The organism is Stenotrophomonas sp. 85239_Sma, from assembly GCF_056481725.1.
The window spans coordinates 123,581-141,327 of the sequence record NZ_CM151163.1 but is presented as its reverse complement, the minus strand read 5'-3'; the positions used below and the strand labels follow the sequence as shown (position 1 = coordinate 141,327).

14 protein-coding genes are annotated in these 17,747 nt (G+C 68.5%); 4 read left to right on the top strand and 10 right to left on the bottom strand.

From position 1 onward, the window contains the following. Window positions 1–175 precede the first annotated feature (175 nt). The gene (locus tag ACYKG1_RS00585; RefSeq protein WP_478471465.1) at window positions 176–970 is read left to right on the top strand and encodes an undecaprenyl-diphosphate phosphatase; all 795 of its coding nucleotides are present in this window, start codon (window positions 176–178) and stop codon (window positions 968–970) included. A gap of 73 nt (window positions 971–1,043) precedes the next feature. Next, entirely contained in the window at window positions 1,044–1,868 is an 825-nt protein-coding gene (locus tag ACYKG1_RS00580) for a DUF4377 domain-containing protein (RefSeq protein WP_478471464.1), read from the top strand. A gap of 151 nt (window positions 1,869–2,019) precedes the next feature. Here the strand turns inward: ACYKG1_RS00580 and ACYKG1_RS00575 are convergent, their stop codons facing one another. The 9 genes from ACYKG1_RS00575 to ACYKG1_RS00535 form a co-directional block, all read right to left on the bottom strand. Then, a complete protein-coding gene (locus ACYKG1_RS00575; RefSeq protein WP_100475028.1) occupies window positions 2,020–2,631 on the bottom strand; it encodes a YbhB/YbcL family Raf kinase inhibitor-like protein in 612 nt (203 codons plus the stop codon). A gap of 10 nt (window positions 2,632–2,641) precedes the next feature. Further along, window positions 2,642–4,711 (bottom strand): tetratricopeptide repeat protein, encoded by a 2,070-nt coding sequence (locus tag ACYKG1_RS00570; protein WP_262084067.1) that lies wholly within the window; start codon window positions 4,709–4,711, stop codon window positions 2,642–2,644. 56 nt (window positions 4,712–4,767) lie between these two features. Continuing rightward, complete coding sequence (locus ACYKG1_RS00565) at window positions 4,768–5,757, bottom strand: YheT family hydrolase (RefSeq protein ID WP_202908165.1); 990 nt, start codon at window positions 5,755–5,757, stop codon at window positions 4,768–4,770. Between the two features lie 52 nt (window positions 5,758–5,809). Next, a complete protein-coding gene (locus ACYKG1_RS00560; RefSeq protein WP_100475031.1) occupies window positions 5,810–6,601 on the bottom strand; it encodes a lysophospholipid acyltransferase family protein in 792 nt (263 codons plus the stop codon). A 118-nt stretch (window positions 6,602–6,719) separates the two neighbouring features. Then, the gene (locus tag ACYKG1_RS00555; protein ID WP_100475032.1) at window positions 6,720–7,154 is read right to left on the bottom strand and encodes a hotdog fold thioesterase; all 435 of its coding nucleotides are present in this window, start codon (window positions 7,152–7,154) and stop codon (window positions 6,720–6,722) included. Window positions 7,155–7,164: 10 nt separating this feature from the next. Next, the gene (locus tag ACYKG1_RS00550; protein WP_262084069.1) at window positions 7,165–9,216 is read right to left on the bottom strand and encodes a phospholipase D family protein; all 2,052 of its coding nucleotides are present in this window, start codon (window positions 9,214–9,216) and stop codon (window positions 7,165–7,167) included. Continuing rightward, a complete protein-coding gene (locus tag ACYKG1_RS00545) occupies window positions 9,213–9,830 on the bottom strand; it encodes a YceI family protein (RefSeq protein ID WP_478471460.1) in 618 nt (205 codons plus the stop codon). The genes ACYKG1_RS00550 and ACYKG1_RS00545 overlap by 4 nt, the downstream gene beginning before the upstream one ends. 4 nt (window positions 9,831–9,834) lie before the next feature. Beyond that, window positions 9,835–10,311 carry a SixA phosphatase family protein gene (locus tag ACYKG1_RS00540; protein WP_262084071.1) on the bottom strand — a complete coding sequence of 159 codons (477 nt, stop codon included), beginning with the start codon at window positions 10,309–10,311 and terminating at the stop codon, window positions 9,835–9,837. Window positions 10,312–10,349: 38 nt separating this feature from the next. Continuing rightward, a complete protein-coding gene (locus ACYKG1_RS00535; protein ID WP_010487235.1) occupies window positions 10,350–10,979 on the bottom strand; it encodes a ParA family protein in 630 nt (209 codons plus the stop codon). Window positions 10,980–11,102: 123 nt separating this feature from the next. Here ACYKG1_RS00535 and ACYKG1_RS00530 point away from each other — a divergent pair, with 123 nt between their 5' ends. After that, entirely contained in the window at window positions 11,103–12,587 is a 1,485-nt protein-coding gene (locus tag ACYKG1_RS00530; RefSeq protein ID WP_478471458.1) for an AAA family ATPase, read from the top strand. A gap of 663 nt (window positions 12,588–13,250) precedes the next feature. Here ACYKG1_RS00530 and ACYKG1_RS00525 read toward each other — a convergent pair. Continuing rightward, on the bottom strand, window positions 13,251–13,886 hold the full coding sequence (locus tag ACYKG1_RS00525) for a tetratricopeptide repeat protein (protein ID WP_100475036.1): 636 nt from the start codon (window positions 13,884–13,886) through the stop codon (window positions 13,251–13,253). 169 nt (window positions 13,887–14,055) lie between these two features. Here ACYKG1_RS00525 and ACYKG1_RS00520 point away from each other — a divergent pair, with 169 nt between their 5' ends. Then, window positions 14,056–17,742, top strand: coding sequence for an indolepyruvate ferredoxin oxidoreductase family protein (locus ACYKG1_RS00520; protein ID WP_478471456.1), 3,687 nt, complete (start codon window positions 14,056–14,058; stop codon window positions 17,740–17,742). Window positions 17,743–17,747 lie beyond the last annotated feature (5 nt).

Genomic DNA, 17,747 nt, shown 5'->3' with positions numbered 1-17,747 from the left:
CGTGCCAACTTTTCGCAGGCTGCAAGTCATTGATTTGCAAAAGACCGCCCCCTACCGGTGCAGAACCGTGCGCACCAAACGGGTGCAGCCGGCACCAGACGCACCCGTTTGGTGCAGCAGGGATCGTCTATCCTCTCGACCTTCTTTCTTCCTGCCGCGCGCGCCCGCACCGTCCATGTCCGACCTGCTCTCTGCCCTGCTGCTGGGCATCCTCGAAGGCTTGACCGAGTTCCTGCCGATCTCCAGCACGGGCCACCTGCTCATCGCCCAGCACTGGCTGGGAGCCCGTTCGGACTTCTTCAACATCGTCATCCAGGCCGGTGCGATCGTGGCGGTGGTACTGGTGTTCCGCCAGCGCCTGCTGCAGCTGGCCACCGGCTTCGGCCAGCGCGAGAACCGCGACTACGTGTTCAAGCTCGGTGCCGCCTTCATGGTCACTGCGGTGGTCGGCCTGGTGGTGCGCAAGGCCGGCTGGTCGCTGCCGGAGACGGTCAGCCCGGTGGCCTGGGCATTGATCATCGGCGGCGTCTGGATGCTGCTGGTGGAGGCCTATACCGCGCGCCTGCCCGACCGCGACCAGGTGACCTGGACCGTGGCGATCGGCGTGGGCCTGGCGCAGGTGGTGGCCGGGGTGTTCCCCGGCACCTCGCGCTCGGCCTCGGCGATCTTCCTGGCCATGCTGCTGGGCCTGAGCCGCCGCGCCGCCGCCGCCGAGTTCGTGTTCCTGGTCGGCATTCCCACCATGTTCGCTGCCAGCGCCTACACCTTCCTGGAAATGGCCAAGGCCGGGCAGTTGGGCAGCGAGGACTGGGCCGACGTGGGCGTGGCCTTCCTTGCCGCGGCCATCACCGGCTTCGTCGTAGTGAAGTGGCTGATGGGCTACATCAAGTCGCACAGGTTCACTGCCTTCGCCCTTTATCGCATCGCGCTGGGCGCGGCGCTGCTGCTGTGGTTGCCCTCCGGCAGCTGAACAGCGCCGGGGCACGGTAACCCCGTTGCCAGGCCCACCCCGTTTCCCCCACGGTTCCCCAAGGAGAATCACCATGAACCGCAAGCTCACCCTGCTCCTCCCGCTGGCCCTGATGGCCGCCTGCAGCCAGACCCCGGCACCGGCCGGCACCGGCGGCGACGACGTGGCCCCGGCCGCGGCCAAGGCAGCAGACCAGCAGACGCTGGCGCACCTGGATGCGCAGCGCCTGCAGAGCCAGCACTGGCTGCTGCAGCAGGCCACCGGTGCCGATGGCAAGCGCATCGACGCGCTGTTCGCCCGCGAAGACAAGCCGGTCACCCTGGACTTCGCGGATGGCCGCCTGTCGGTCAGCAACACCTGCAACCGCATGGGCGGCGGCTACACCCTGGCCGACGGCAAGCTGAGCGTGTCTGCGATGGCCTCGACCATGATGGCCTGCACCGACAAGGCGCTGATGGCGCTGGACGAGGCCGTGTCCAGCCGCCTGCAGGGCGAGCTGAAGGCCGAGCAGGATGCCGATGGCAAGCTGACCCTGACCAACGCCAAGGGCGACGTACTGGTGTTCAACCCGGAGCCGACCGCTGAAACCCGCTACGGCGGCGCCGGCGAAACCGTGTTCCTGGAAGTGGCCGCCAAGACACAGAAGTGCTCGCACCCGCTGATCCCGGACTACCAGTGCCTGCAGGTGCGCGAAGTGAAGTTCGACGACAAGGGCCTGAAGCAGGGTGAGCCGGGCAAGTTCGAGAACTTCTACGGCAACATCGAGGGCTACACCCACGAAGACGGCGTGCGCAACGTGGTGCGCGTGAAGCGCTACGAAGTGAAGAACCCGCCGGCCGATGCGCCGTCGCAGGCGTACGTGCTGGACATGGTGGTCGAGTCGGCCATCGAGAAGTGATGTAGAGCCGGCTGTCAATCGGCTGACGGGTGGAGGGCGGCCGCAAGGCCGCCCTTCTTCGTTGTGCGTCGTCGAGCCGAGCCCATGCTCGGCTGCTCTTCCGGCAGACAGCAGCCGAGCATGCGCTCGGCTACAGAAGCAGGTGGCTCGCTCAGCCCAGCGCCGGGTTCAACGTGTAGGTGCCATGCAGCGCGGCTTCGGCCAGCACGTGGCCGTGCATGGCGCGGTAGGCGTCGGCAGCGGTGAAGCGTTCCGGCAGCTGCAGCGACGCTACGTCCAGCGCGAAGACGCGGAAGAAATAGCGGTGCAGGCGCTCGTCGTTGAACGGCGGATACGGGCCGTCATAGCCCAGGTAGTCACCGGCCATGTCCGGATTGCCTGCGAACCAACCGGTGAAGTCGTTCAGGCCCTGGCGGCTGCCGGCCGGGCCGGCCGGTGCGGACTTGCCCTTCACCACGAAGCCGTCGCTGCAGCTGCCTGCGGCGATCTCGTGCACCGAGGCCGGGATATCGGCCATCACCCAGTGCACGAAATCACAGCGCGGCTGGTCGCGCGGCACGCTCATGTCGGTGCGGCCGACTGTCTCCGGCACGGTGGGCACGTCTGGATCGACGCACACCAGCAGGAACGAACGGGTGCCCTCCGGCGCGCCGCTCCAGGCCAGGTGCGGATTGCGGTCCGGTGCGAAGCCCGCGGCATCGCCGGCGGCGAATTCGCGGTCGATCGGTGCACCGTTGGTCAGGCTGTGGCTGCTCAGTTGCATCGGCGTGTCCTCACTCTTCCGGGTAACCCAGGCGCACCGCGATCGGGGTGAGCTTGGCGAAGGCGGCGCTCATCACGTCGCGGTAGTTGCGCCAGTGGCCGGGCGGGAAGCGCGGCGCGCCCAGCTGCGCGGCCGGCGGCATCGGCCGCTCGAACAGGCGGCCCAGCAGTTCGGCCATCGCCTGCGGATCGTTGCCGATCTGGTCAATGCGCAGCAGCACCTGCGGATACAGATCGTCCTCGTGCAGGGCGGCGACCTGGGCCAGCGCGCGTGCCAGCCATTCGCTGGCTTCGGCCAGCGAGGTCATCGCCAGCGGTGCAGCCGCACCGTAGGCCACCCAGTCCAGCAGCATGTCGCGCGGATCACGCAGCACCACCAGCAGGCGGCCCTGCGGCAGCTGCGGGCGCAGCGCCCACAACAGCGCGTTGTCCCACCACAGCAGCCAGTCGATGACCGCGTCGTCCTGCACGCCCCGCGACGGCAGCTGTTCGCGCCAGCGCTGCACCAGCCGCTCCGGGGTCAGCACGCCGGAGGCGAGGTCCTGCAGCGTGTGGTAGTTCTGGAAGGCATCATCGGGTGCGTTGGAGGTGTAGCGGTCGCTGCGCAGCACCGGGCTGGCGGCGGCCAGGGCGGTCGCCACGCGCTCCACGCCCGAACCCGGCGCACCCCACAGGAAGATCGGCGCGGAGGTGGCCTCGCCGTCGATCTCGCCCTTGTCCGGCCAGCTCGGCGGCGCCTTGGCCTGCGGCGGCAGCGGCAGGCGCTGCGAGGCCTGGTCGGCCTGCAGTGCCAGCCAGGTCTGCAGCGCGTCTTCGTGCTGCCCGGCGCGATCCTGGATCTCACCCAGCCAGGTGCGCAGGTCGGCGCGGTGGCCTTCCGGTGCCATGTCGATCAGCGCCTGCACGCGGGCGACCGCGGCGGCCGGATCGCGTTGCAGCAGGCCTTCGACCAGGCGGGTTTCGCCGCTCACGCGGCCCGGTTCGAGGCTGACGATGCGCTCGGCGATCGCTTCGGCCTGGGCGTGTTCGCCGACCATGTCGTGCAGGCGCAGGCGCGCTTCCAGCGCCGGCAGGTGGCCCGGCATCGCGTCCATCCAGCGCTCGACCGTGGCGGCGGCGGTGGCACTGCCGACCTCTTCCACCGCCAGGCGTGCCAGCCACAGGTCATGCAGCTGCGGGTGCTGCTCCAGGGCGGCATCCAGGCGGGCGCGGGCCTCGTCTTCGCGGCCCAGGCGCTGCCAGGACATCAGCAGCAGCTGCAGCACGTCGCGGTCGTCAGGCAGCGACTCCAGCAACGGCAGCAGGTGCTCCAGCGCCTGCAGCGGCTGGCCGCTGCGCAGTGCCAGTTCGCCGGCCAGGCGGCGCATCGACGGCGTATCCAGGCCCTGCTGCTGCAGCGCGAGCTGCATCGCTTCGGCGGCAGCGTCCAGGTTGCCCTGGCGCATGGCCAGCTGCACCACCAGGCCATGCAACGAGGCAAGGGTGGGGTTCAGTTCCAGCACGCGGCGGAACGCCTGCTCGGCGAAGGCCAGCATGTTCTTGCCCAGGTAGGCGAAGCCCAGTGCGTAGAGCACGCGAATGTCGTTGGGCTGGGCCTGGTTGGCGGCCGACAGCAGCGTCAGCGCGCGATCGGGATCATCGCGGCGCAGCGCGATCATGCCGTCGATGGTCAGCAGTTCCGGGTGGTCCGGTTCGACACGCGAGGCCAGGGTGGACAGGCGCTGCGCTTCATCGAAATCGTTGCGGCCGATCGCCAGGTGGGCCTGCATCAGGTAGGCGGCGAATGCGTTCGGGTCCAGCCCGGTGGTGCGCGTCAGTGCTTCGCCGGCGCCGTCGAACTGGCGCAGGGCCAGCAGCAGGCCGGCGTGCTGCAGGTGCAGCTGGGCATTGTCCGGGGCCAGCTGCAGCGCCTGCTGCAGGGCCTGCATCGCGTCCTCGGCGTTGCCCTGCTGCTGCAGCGCAAGCGCCAGCCAGCGGTGGGCCTCGGCCTGGCCGGGTTCATCACGGGTCCATGCCTGGGCCAGCTGCACGGCCTGGTCGGCCTCGTTCTGGCGCAACGCTTGGATGATCTGGTCTTGCATGGCGGTCCGGTTCAAGGGCAAACCCGCATTGTAGCGGCCTGCGCGCCCGTGCCGGTTCAGCCTTGCAGCACGCGCTGCAGGCGCTGCGCCACCCAGCGCTCGGAGAAGCCGTCGCCGCGCCAGTTTTCCAGGAAGCCGCAGTGGCCACCCCAGCAGGCGGTTTCCAGGTGCGCCTGGCGCGGCAGCTGCCAGTCGCTGAAGGTCGCATAGGGAATCACCGGGTCGTCCTGCGCCATCAGGATGTCGGCCGGCACCTGCAGCGTGGACAGGCGATCGCCGGCAATCGAGTAGCCATCGAAATAGGCCTGCAACGAGCCGAAGCTGGTGTGGCGCTCGACCAGCCAGGCGGTCAACGCGCGGATGTCCAGCTTCAGCACGCGGTCGTCGCAGTCGCTCAGCTCGGGGAACAGGTCGCGCTTGCGCCGCAGCGAACCGGCCCACTTGCGGCGGAAGTACCAGTCGTACATCGCCGGGCCGTTCTCGATGCTTTCCATGGTCAGCGCCGGGTCCAGCACCGGGCATACCGAGGCCACGCGCAGCAGCGGCACGCCGGCGGCCGGCGCGCGCAGGGCCAGGCGCAGCACGAAGTTGCCGCCCAGCGAATAACCGGCCGCCACCAGCGGTAGCTGCGGCCAGCGCTGGGCGATATCGCCGGCGGCATGCACCACTTCGTCGATCAGGTTGGAGTGGAAGATGCCGGGGTTGAGATGATGGGTATTGCCGTGGTCGCGGAAATTCAGCCGCACCACGTCGAAGCCCTGTTCGAGCATGCGCGCGGCCGCCATGCGCATGTAGCTGGATTCGGCGCTGCCTTCCCAGCCGTGCAGCAGCAGGGCCATGCCCTTGGGCTCGCGGCCTTCGACGCGGCTGTGCCAGCCCTGCAGGCGCACGCCATCGCCACCGTCGAGGATCAGTTCTTCGCTGATCGCGCCGGTCGCGGCCAGCAGCAGCAGGCCGCGCTGCAGGCGCATGCGGCTGGAGCTGAGCATCGATTGCAGGTGCGGATTGCGCAGCCAGCGCGGTGGCTGGTAGTCAGCCGCATGCAGCGTCGGCGTGCCGGCGTCCAGGACGGGTGGCGGGATCAGGGCCACCGCAGCCTCACTGCGTGCTCATGGCCGCCACGATGCGCGCGCGCGAAGTCTCCGCGATGCGCCGACGGCCCTCCAGATCCTGCGCACCGATCGGTGCCAGGAAGTGCACTTCCGCACGCCGCGCCGGCTCACCGAGCAGGCGCAGGAAATTGGCGAAGAAACTCTCGCCGGGGCCGAACGCGACAATGGTCTGCGCATCGCCCTTGGCGCCGTAAACCAGTGCCACCGGCTGCACCGGCACGCCGGTTTCAACTGCGGCCTGGAAGATGCGGGCATGGAACGGACCGACTTCGTGGCCGCCGCGGGTGCGCCCTTCCGGGAACACGCCCACCGCCTTGCCTTCACGCAGGCGATCGGACATCACCTGCATCACGCCACCGAGCGATTCGGTATTGCCGCGCTGGTGGAAGATGGTCTGGCCACGCGCGGCGAGCCAGCCGACCAGCGGCCAGCTGGCGATCTCGCGCTTGGCGACGAAGCCCATCATGCGCTGGCTGTGCAGGATGCAGATGTCGACCCAGCTGACGTGGTTGGCGACGAACAGCACGGCACCGGGCAACGGCGTGCCGATCTGCACCAGGCGGAAGCCGAAGATCCACATCAACCCACCCTGCCACCAGTTCACCACTTTGGCACCGAAGGTCGCTTCGCCCACGCGCAGTTCGCCCCACGGCCGAAGCATGCCGATCAGGATGAGCGGCAGGAACACGACGATGTGGACCAACAGCAGCGGTACGCGGTACAGGTAACGGCACACACGCGCCACGCCGCCGCGGGGGGCCGGAGTGGGGGAAGTCATCCGCGCACGATACCGGAGGGCCGTCATCGCTGCCAGCCGATTTAGGCCATAACTGCCATTGACCGGGGCAATCGGCAGGGAACGCTGGGTTCCGCTGCCGTCACCGGCCTTCCGGGGCTCAGCCGTGGCCGGCCGCCACCACCGCCAGGGTCAGCCGCGAGATGCATACCAGCCGGCCCTGCTCATCCTCGATGCGGATCTCCCACAGCTGGGTGCTGCGGCCCACGTGCAGCGCGCGGGCGGTGCCGGTGACCGTGCCCGAGCGCACCGCACGCACATGGTTGGCGTTGATTTCCAGGCCCACGCAGATCTGCTTGGCCGCATCCACGCACAGGTTGCCGGCGCTGCTGCCCAGGGTCTCGGCCAGCACCACCGACGCGCCGCCGTGCAGGATGCCGTAGGGCTGGCGGGTGCGCTCGTCCACCGGCATGGTGGCCTGCAGCCAGTCGTCACCGGCCGCGCTGAAGACAATGCCCAACGACGCGATCGCGGTGTTGCGGCTGAGCGTGTTGAGCTGCTCGAGGGAAACGGCTTCGCGGAACACCTGGGTCATGCGGGCACCTTCAGAGGATGGGAACGAGGCCGGCGCCGAATGCGGTCAGCATGCGGACCAGCAGCCACTTCGGGCCGACATTGACCTCGGGGAAGTCGCCCACGGCGACATAGCAGCGGTGGAAGCCCGGGTCCTGTCGCGGCAATGGCTGCGGGCAGTCCGGGCCGGGCTTGAATTCGTAGTCAGTGGCATAGCGCCACGGCCAGAAGTCGAGGATCGGCAGTGCTTCGGAGGCTTTGCCGACGCTGTAGTTGAGCCCGGAAAGCACCGGCGGCTTGGCCCGCGGCGCCACCGTCCACGAGTTCTGCGGATGGATATCGCGCAGGATGCTCTCGGCCAGCTGCTCGGCGAAGGCCGGGTCATCGATGATCACCGCGCCTTCGGTGTTGTAGTTCTCGCTGCGCGGATCGAAGTTGTGGGTGCCGACCACGCCGATGCGGCGATCGACTACCAGCGACTTGGCGTGCAGGCCCATACGGGCGCCCTTGCGGGTGACCGGCAACGGCTTGTTGACCGCCTTGCTGCCCAGGAACGACGGTCGTGTCTCGGTGCGCAGCAGGCGCGTTTCCACCTCGCTGCCGGCCGCGCGGCGGCGCTCGCGCGCGTTCTGGTAGGCGCTGCCGGTGCGCGGATGATTCACCGGGCCCTGCTTGCCGGTCGGCGCAGGGCGCTCATCGCGGCTGTCGCCGGCATTGCTGCCTGCAGCGCTGCCGCCGATCAACGGATTGCGCCCGCTGTCATCCTCGCCTTCGGGCGCAGCGATCGGGTCGGGCAGCAGGTTGCGGTAATCGACCGGTGCATCCAGCGGGAACGGCTTGTATTCGAAGATGTTGAAGCCCAGTTCGCGCATGTTGCGCCGCTTGTACTTGTACGACAGCGCATAGACGATCGGGTTGTCGGTGGCCGCCAGGCTGTTGCTGGATACCACCACGCGCGGCGGCTGCGGGCGCTCGCGCAGTGCTCGGAACAGCTTCTGCGCCGGCTTGGACAGCACCAGGTACGGGGTCTGCAGGATCACTTCCTTCTGCGCGCCGGCGATCAGCGCATCCAGCTGCGGCTCGGTCACGTGCTGGCCTGCCAGCGGCGCATCGGCCTTCTCGCGCCGGTGCTTGCGCGGCAGGTCGGCCACATAGCGCACCGAGGCCACCGGCAACGCGGTATCGACGAAGGAACGGCTGACGAAGTCCATGTCGTTGGCTTCGGCACTGACCCGCTGCACCCGCTCGGGGCGGCGGAAGCTGGCCGGCGGCAGGGTCGGCACGCCCTCGCGCAGCAGGGTGCGGCCGACATCGTTCAGGCGCTCGGCCGGCACGCTGCGCTTGGCGCGCCAGAAGGCATCGAAGTTGGCGGCCATCGCCCGCGCCTCCGGGCCGGCGATCAGCACGTCGCGGTCGCGGAAGTTGTACTCGCGATCCCAGTCGTAATAGTCATCCTGGTAGTTGCGGCCGCCGACCACGCCGATCGCATCGTCGATCACCAGCAGCTTGTTGTGCATGCGCTGGTTGAAGCGGCGGAAGCAGCACAGCACGCTGCCGGCATAGTCGAAGTAGTTCAGCCGGGCCTTGCCGAAGGTCGGGTTGTAGACCCGCAGCTGGAAGTTCTGGTGCGCGCCGGACAGCGCGCCGAGGATCTGCAGGTCGGAGATCGCCGAGAGCTGGTCGATCAACACCCGCACCTTCACCCCGCGCCGCGAGGCGGCCAGCAGCTCGTCGATGACCAGCCGCGCACTGTCGTCCTTGTCGAAGATGTAAGTCTGCAGATCGATGCTGCGGGTCGCGCTGCGCAGCAGGTTCAGGCGCGCCACCAGGGCGCCCTCGCCCTCGTCGAGCAGGGTGGCGTAGTGGCGCGGCTGTTCCGGGGTGGATTCGGTGAACGCCCGCCCGGCCAGCGCACGCAGGGGAGAGTCCTGCGCACAGCGATCGGCACGCTGGCAGTCGACGTCGGTCGAGCGCGCCTGCACGGCGATTGCTTCGGCGCGATCGCGCTCGGCATGCGAGAGCGATGCACAACCGCTGCCCAGCAACACGGTTGCCAGCGCCAGTACACGCAGCAGGAGGTTCACGGTTTCGGCGCCTCGCTCAGGCGCGCACGCAATACGAAAGTCACTCGGTCACTCAAGGCAAGCTGCCAGCTGTCCATTCCATACCGGCCTCGCTGAACGGTACCGCGGCTGACGACATCGCAATCATAGCCGGGTCGGTCGCACTCCGCTTTCTCGACCCGCAGCGACTCGGGGTGGCTGACGCCGCGCAGGGTCAGCCGGCCATTGATGTCGCCGCCCTGTTCCACGGTCTCCGGCCAGTACGGCAGCGAGTCGAACTCGACCACCGGATGGCGCCCGGCATCGAAGAACTCCTCGCCACGCATCCAGCCGGTATAGCGCGCCTTGCCGGGGATCTCCACCGAACGGGTGAACATCTTCAGGTGCACCTGGTGGCGGCCATCGGACAGGATCTCGATACGCCCCTCGAAGTGCGGGAACACGCCTTCGATGCGCTGGCCGAAGCGGGTGCGCACCTCGAAGCCGATCCGAGAGCGCTGGGTATCCAGGCGGAGTACCCGTGGCGTCTCGGCGGACACGGGCGGCAACGGGGTCGGTGGGGGCGCCGCGGCCCAGGCCGGGCCGAGCGCCAGCAACGCGGGCAGCAGGAAGCGGCTGCGCCGCGCCAGGCTCATCGGATCACGGCCACCAGAACGCGTTCAGGCTGGCCACGCCCGGTTCGATCGAGGACTCGCGCGGGAAGCCAAGGACGGCCACGCCGCCCGGCGGCATGCCACGGTAGTCACTGCTGGTGCCGTCGGTCATCAGGGCCACCAGCTGCTCCAGGCCCGGGTTGTGGCCGACGATCAACACCCGGTCCAGGTCACGGCGCTCGTCCACCAGCGCCGCCAGGGTGCCTGGGGTAGCCTCATAGATACGGTCTTCCAGGCGCTTTTCGACATAGCCGATGGCCGTCATCACCGCTTCCAGGGTCTCGCGGGTGCGTCGCGACGGCGAGCACAGCACGCAGTCGGGCAGCAGGTTGTTTTCCTTCAACCACTTGCCGGCCGCTTCGGCCTCGGCGAGCCCTACCGGCGACAGCGGCCGGTCGAGGTCGGCCTGGCCGGAAACGGCGGGTTCGGCATGGGCATGGCGCAGCAGGATCAATTCTCGCATCGCGGGATTCCATGAAAAGAGGGTGGAGACGTGCAGCGTTACAGCTTCAACCAGGACAGCAGCGGCTCCCAGTCGGCCTGGTGCTCGCGCACCTGGGCCGAGCGGTAGTCGAACAGGCTGCGGCCCAGGCCGGTCATGACCACGTAGCTCTGGCTGTCACGCAGCTGCGCGACCACCGGGTACGGCCACTCGCCCAGCATCTGCAGCGCCTGCTGCGAGGTCTGGGTCCAGGGTTTGGTGCGGTTGAGGACCAGCCCCACCGGCAGCTTGCGGCTGTGCACGCGCGGGTTCTGGGCCAGGCTGTTGAGGAAGCCGACGATGGCTTCGATATCCAGCGCCGAGGGCAGCACCGGCACCACCACGGCGTCGGCCGCGTCCAGGAAATGGGGGATATCGTCGGCCAGTGCCCCGGCCGGTGCATCGATGATGACGGTATCGGTACCGTCGGGCAGCTTCTGCGCCCACTGCTTCTTCCGGTACACATCGATGGGGAGCACCGCGCTTTCCAGCCCGGCACGCCGTTGTGCCCAGCGGGTGCTGGAGCCCTGCGGGTCGGCATCGGCGATCACCGTGGCCTTGCCCTGCAATGCCGCGTACGCGGCCAGGTGGGTGGCGACGGTGGTCTTGCCCACCCCGCCCTTGGAACCGGCCACCAGGATCGTCTTCATGCCAGCCTCGCTTCCGGGTACGTGCCCCGAGCGTACACCGGCGGTGGTGACGGGAGGTAGCGCCGTGCTGAACCAGTGGCCATCGCCTTTGCTATCGTGGCGCCCCCGAAGGATCGAACCGGCATGAGCGAACTGCAGGACCTGAGCGCACTGATCCGCGCCAATACCCCCCTGATCGTGATCGAGACCCAGGATGAGGGCCGCATCGTCGAGCTGTTCCGGCAGACGCTGATGCACGTGTGGCGGGCCCTGCACCGCTGGTCCATCACCGAGGGCCTGCGTCGCATCGACCTGGACCGCGAAGACCCGCCGGTCGGCCCGCCCGACGCCAGCGCGGCCCTGCAGATGATCCGCCAGGCCGACCAGCGGGGTGTCTACCTGCTGCTCGATTTCCACCCCTACCTGGGCTATGCCAGCCACCAGCGCGCGCTGCGCGACCTGATCCAGCGCCGCCACAGCGAGCCGCACGTGCTGGTGCTGATCGGCGCCAAGGTCGAGCTGCCGGCCGAGCTGGAAGCGCTGGCGGTGCGCTTCAACCCGCGCCTGCCCGATGCCAATGCCCTGCTGAAGATGCTGCGCGAGGAGGCCGACGCCTATGCGCGCGAACACGGCGGCCGCCGCGTCGAGGTCGACAGCGAGGCAGTGAAGAAGATCCTGAAGAACCTGCAGGGCTTGAGCCTGGTCGACGCCCGCCGCATCGCCCGCCAGCTGATCTACGCCGACGGCGCGCTGCGCGACGACGACCTGCCGCAGCTGGCACGGCTGAAGTTCGAGCTGCTCAACCGCAGTGGCCACCTGTTCTTCGAGCATGACAGCGCGCGCTTCGGCGACGTGGCCGGTGCCAACCGGCTCAAGCGCTGGATAAGCCAGCGCCGGGTGGCGTTCATCGCCGGCTCGGCACCGGCCGGGCTGGACCCGCCGCGCGGCATGCTGCTGCTGGGCGTGCAGGGCTGCGGCAAATCGATGCTGGCCAAGGCCACCGCCGCCGGCTTCGGCGTACCGCTGCTGCGCCTGGACGTGGGTGCGCTGTACAACAAGTACCACGGCGAGACCGAGGCCAACCTGCGCCAGGCGCTGGCCTCGGCCGAGCAGCTGGCGCCCTGCGTGTTGTGGATGGACGAGATCGAGAAGGGCCTGGCCAGCGGTGGCGAGGACGGTGGCGTATCGCGCCGCGTGCTCGGCTACCTGCTGACCTGGATGGCCGAGCGCAAGGCGCCGGTCTTCATCGTCGCCACCGCCAACCAGGTGCACGAGCTGCCCGCCGAGCTGCTGCGCAAGGGCCGTTTCGACGAGATCTTCTTCGTCGACCTGCCCACGCCGGAGGTACGCGTGGAACTGCTGCGGCTGCACCTGGGGCGACGCCAGCTCAATGGTGACGACTTCGCGCTGCCGGCGCTGGCGGCGGCAGCCAACGGCTTCTCCGGCGCCGAGATCGAGCAGGCCATCGTGGCCGGGCTGTATGCGGCGCACGCCGAAGGCCGGCCGCTGGATACCGAGCTGCTGATGAACGAGATCCGTGCCACGCGGCCGCTGTCGGTGCTGATGGCCGAGCAGGTGGAGGCACTGCGGGCATGGGCGTCGGGGCGCACGGTTTGCGCGGACGATTGAGGTTCCCGCGAACGGCACAGCCCCTCGTGGCTGGTCGCTCAACGCAGATGCTGGGTAGGGCCGGGCGGGTAGGCTGCGCAGGGGACGCTGCAAGTACGTCCCTGTAAGCTCGATCGCCGCATCCATGCGGCTCACGCCCCTGCGCAGCCTACCCGCCCGGCCTCTGACAATTCCCGGGGCGTCCAGCCACGGAAATGAAAAAAGAAGAGCAAAGGCAAGAGCAAAAGCCGCTTGGCTGGTCGCTCTTTGTAGAGCCGAGCCCACGCTCGGCTGCATTTCGATCAGATATCGAATAGTTGATTCCGATGCGGATGCATCCACGCATGGCGTGGATCTACCGTGTCGACCAAGGTCGACACCTACCAACAGCAACAGGGAACCGTCAGAGGCGGGGCGGTATGGGCAGGCAGAACCGTTGGCGCCATGGATGGCGCCATCGAGCCCCCATGGGTGAGGGCGCTTTGCCTGCGAGGCATGCCTCGCAAGCGCCCGAACGCCCAGCCGCCAGCGGCTGGGCCGGACCCCGGAGGGGGGTTCACGGCGTCCCCGTAAACCCACAGTGCCCCGCCATCCCACAGGAAGCCCGCTGTTGCTTCGGCTGTTGCTGTTGCTCCAGCCGTTGCCTCTGCGGGTGCCGGGTGCAACCCGGCCGAACCCCTTCCCTCAGGGCCAGGCCGGCGGGGCGGCCGCCCAGGCCTGCTGCACTTCCGCCAGAGAAGCGCGCTCGTCGTCACGCCACAACGGCAACAGTTCCGCATAACGGCTGCTGTCGCTCCACTGCGTCGGCTCGGTACGCACCGCTGCGGCATACCACTGCACCGCCTCCTGCTTCTGCCCCGCCCGCCACAGCGCCAGCGCATAGGTGGGTGGCAGCCAGCCCGGCTTGCTCAGCGAACCACCGGCGGCGGCCTGCCATTGCTCCAGGGCCGCCTCGGCCTGGCCCTGCCGCAGCAGGTCCCAGCCGTAATTCCAGCGCACGCCACGGCCCAGGCTGCCCTGCACCGGCGCATCCTTCAGTGCTTCGCGATACAGCTGTTCACCCAGCTCGGTGCGGCCCTGCGCAATGGCCACCGACGCCAGCTGCACGGTGGCCTCCACGGTGCGCCGGCCGCGCTCGCGCTGCTTGAGCAGCTGCGCCACCAGTTCATCCCCGTCGGACTGGACCACGACCATCGGCACGGCGGCCGCATCGCTGTCGAAGTAGAACTCCTGTGGTGCCGGCACCGCCGGCGCGGCCCACACCGGGGCCGTTCCCGAGACCAGCAACATGCTGCCCAGGATCTTTCCTGCAACTGACATCCCTTCTCCCCAGGCCGCAACCGCAGCCTCCCTCTCTCTCCCCGATCCTAACCCCAGCATGGCCGCCTGCGCGAGTGCCGGGGCGGAAGGGCCCCACTGCTACAATTCGCGCCTTTCCCGCCGCGTGCCCGCACGCGGCCGGTGCCAGCCGATCCTGACCGGGCCAGCCATGACCAGTACCGCGCAACTCACTTCGCCCTCTTCCGCCGACCTGATCGACCGTGGCTACACGCTCGACCACAAGTACACCCGCAACGAGGGGCGGATCTATCTGAGTGGCGTGCAGGCGCTGGTGAAGCTGCCACTGATGCAGCGGCTGCGCGATGCACAGGAAGGCATCGACAGCGCCGGTTTTGTCAGTGGCTACCGTGGCAGCCCGCTGGGCGGCTTCGATCTGGAACTGTGGCGCGCACGCAAGCACCTGGACGCGGCCAAGGTGAAGTTCACCCCCGGCCTGAACGAGGACCTGGGCGCCACCATGGTGTGGGGCACCCAGCAGACCAACCTGTTCCCCGGCGCCAACGTGCAGGGCGTGTTCGGCATGTGGTACGGCAAGGGCCCGGGCGTGGACCGCTGCGGCGACGTGTTCAAGCACGCCAATGCCGCCGGCACCTCGCGCTACGGCGGCGTGCTGGCACTGGCCGCCGATGACCATGCCTGCCGCAGTTCAACCCTGCCGCACGGCAGCGAGGACGAGTTCGTCAGCGCGATGATGCCGGTGCTGAATCCAGCCGGCGTGCAGGACATCCTGGACATGGGCCTGCTGGGCTGGGCAATGAGCCGTTATACCGGCCGCTGGGTTGGTTTCAAGACGATCGCCGAGACGGTCGAATCGTCGGCCTCGGTCGAGGTCGATCCGATGGCGCGCCGCATCGTGCTGCCCGAAGACTTCGAGATGCCGGCAGGTGGCCTCAACATCCGCTGGCCGGACCCGCCGCTGGACCAGGAGATGCGCCTGCACCGCTATGCGGTGAAGGCCGCACAGGCATTCGCCCGCGCCAACGGCATCGACAAGGTGGTGATGGACGCGCCGCGCGCGCGGCTGGGCATCGTCACCACCGGCAAGAGCTACCTGGACGTGCTGCAGGCGTTGGAATACCTGGGCCTGGACGAAGCCGCCTGCGCCGACATCGGCATCCGCGTGTACAAGGTCGGCATGACCTGGCCGCTGGAGCCGCAGGGCATCGCGCGCTTCGCGCAGGGCCTGGAGGACATCATCGTGGTGGAGGAGAAGCGTGCCTTCATCGAGCGCCAGATGAAGGAGCAGTTCTTCAACTGGCCGGCCAGCTGGGGCCAGCGCCCGTCGATCGTCGGCAAGTACGACGAGAGCGGTGAGTGGATCCTGCCGTCCACCGGTGAACTGACTCCGGCCACCATCGCCGGCGTGATCGGTCGCCGCATCCAGAAGTTCTTCAACAACGAATCGATCGAGCAGCGCCTGCAGTGGATGCAGGAAAAGGAAGCCGAGCTTGCGTTGCCGCGCGCCAGCTTCCCGCGCGTGCCGCACTACTGCTCGGGCTGCCCGCACAACACGTCCACCAACGTGCCGGAAGGCTCGCGTGCGCTGGCCGGCATCGGTTGCCATTACATGGTGACCTGGATGGACCGCAGCACCGACACCTTCACCCACATGGGCGGCGAAGGGGTGACCTGGGCCGGGCAGGCGCCGTTCACCGATACCCCGCACGTGTTCCAGAACCTCGGCGACGGCACCTACTTCCACAGCGGTTCGCTGGCGATCCGCCAGGCGGTCGCCGCCGGCGTCAACATCACCTACAAGATCCTCTACAACGATGCGGTGGCGATGACCGGCGGCCAGCCGGTGGACGGCCCGTTGAGCGTGCCGGACATCGCCAGGCAGATGCGCGCCGAAGGCATCCACACCATCGTGGTGCTGTCGGACAACATCGGCAAGTGGACCAGCCAACGCGAGCACTTCCCCAGCGATGTCGAGTTCCACGACCGCAGCGAACTGGACGAAGTGCAGAAGCGCCTGCGCGAAGTGAAGGGTGTTTCAATCCTGATCTACGAACAGACCTGCGCCACCGAGAAGCGCCGCCGCCGCAAGCGCGGCAAGCTGGAAGACCCGCAGAAGCGGGTGCTGATCAACTCGCTGGTCTGCGAAGGCTGCGGCGACTGCGGCAAGAAGAGCTTCTGCGTTTCGGTGCTGCCGAAGGAAACCGAGTTCGGGCGCAAGCGCGAGATCGACCAGTCCAACTGCAACAAGGACTATTCGTGCGTGAACGGCTTCTGCCCGAGCTTCGTCACCGTGCACGGCGGCCAGCCACGCAAGGGCAGCAAGCGCGATGCCTCCACCCTGCTGGACAACCTGCCGGCACCGGCCATCCGCGGCAGCCTGGAGCAGCCCTGGAACATCCTGATCACCGGCGTCGGCGGTACCGGCGTGGTGACCATCGGTGCGCTGCTGGGCATGGCCGGCCACCTGGAAGGCAAGGGTGCGACCGTGCTCGACCAGACCGGCCTGGCGCAGAAGGGCGGTGCGGTGACCACGCACATCCGCATTGCGCGCCGCCCGGACGACATCCACGCCGTGCGTATCGCCGCCGGCGAAGCCGACCTGGTGCTGGGCTGCGACATGGTGGTGGTGAACGATTACTGGGCGCTGTCGAAGGTGCGCGCCGGCCGTTCGCAGGTGGTGCTGAACACCTATGAAGCGATGCCCGGCACCTTCACCACCCGCCCCGACATGCAGTTCCCTGCCGCCGACATCGTTGCCGGTGTGCGCGTGGCGCTGGGTGGCCAGGAGCCGCTGCTGCTCGATGCCACCCAGCTGGCCACCGCGCTGCTGGGCGATGCGATCGCCGCCAACCTGTTCATCCTCGGCTACGCCTGGCAGCAGGGCCTGGTGCCGCTGTCGTTCGATTCACTGATGCGCGCCATCGAACTCAACGGCGCTGCGGTGGCGATGAACCAGCAGGCCTTCGCCTGGGGCCGCCTGGCGGTGGTCGATCCGCAAGCCGTGCAGCAGGCCGCCGGCCTGGTACACAACCGCCACACCGATACCGAATCCACCCCGGGCCCGCTGCATCCGCTGCCGCCAGGCGAGTGGGAAGGCAACGAATGGGGCGCCACCGCGGCACCGCGCAACACCGGCGACGAACGCGAACTGCGCGGCCTGCCCTCGCACGGTGGCGACGTGGCATTCCTGCCGCTGGACGATGCCCGCCTGTCGCGTTCGCTGGATGAGATGATCGAGCGCCGCGCCGCGTTCCTGGTCGAGTACCAGGATGCTGCCTATGCCAACCGCTACCGCAGCCTGGTCGAGCGCGTGCGCGCCGCCGAAGCCGGCCGCATCGGCGGTTCCACCGCACTGACCGAGACCGTGGCCCGCTACCTGTTCAAGCTGATGGCGTACAAGGACGAGTACGAAGTGGCCCGCCTGTACACCAGCGGCGACTTCCAGCGCCGCCTGCAGCAGCAGTTCGAGGGCGATTACCAGCTGCGCTTCCACCTGGCGCCGCCGCTGTTCGCCAAGAAGGACGAGCAGGGCCGGCTGCTGAAGAAGGAGTACGGCCCGTGGATGTTCAAGGCCTTCGGCCTGCTGGCCAGGCTGAAGTTCCTGCGTGGCGGCCGCTTCGACGTGTTCGGCCGCACCGAGGAACGCCGCATGGAGCGCAAGCTGATCGGCGATTACGAGGCCACCGTGCAGCTGCTGCTGGACGGCCTGGATGACGACCGCTTGGCGCTGGCGGTGGAAATCGCCAGCGTTCCCGAGCACATCCGCGGCTTCGGCCACGTCAAGGAAGCGCATGTCGAGCAGGCCAAGGTGCGTGAAGCCGCCCTGCTTGCGCAGTGGCGCAACCCGAAGGCGCTGCACATCGTGCAGGTGGCTTGAAGGAA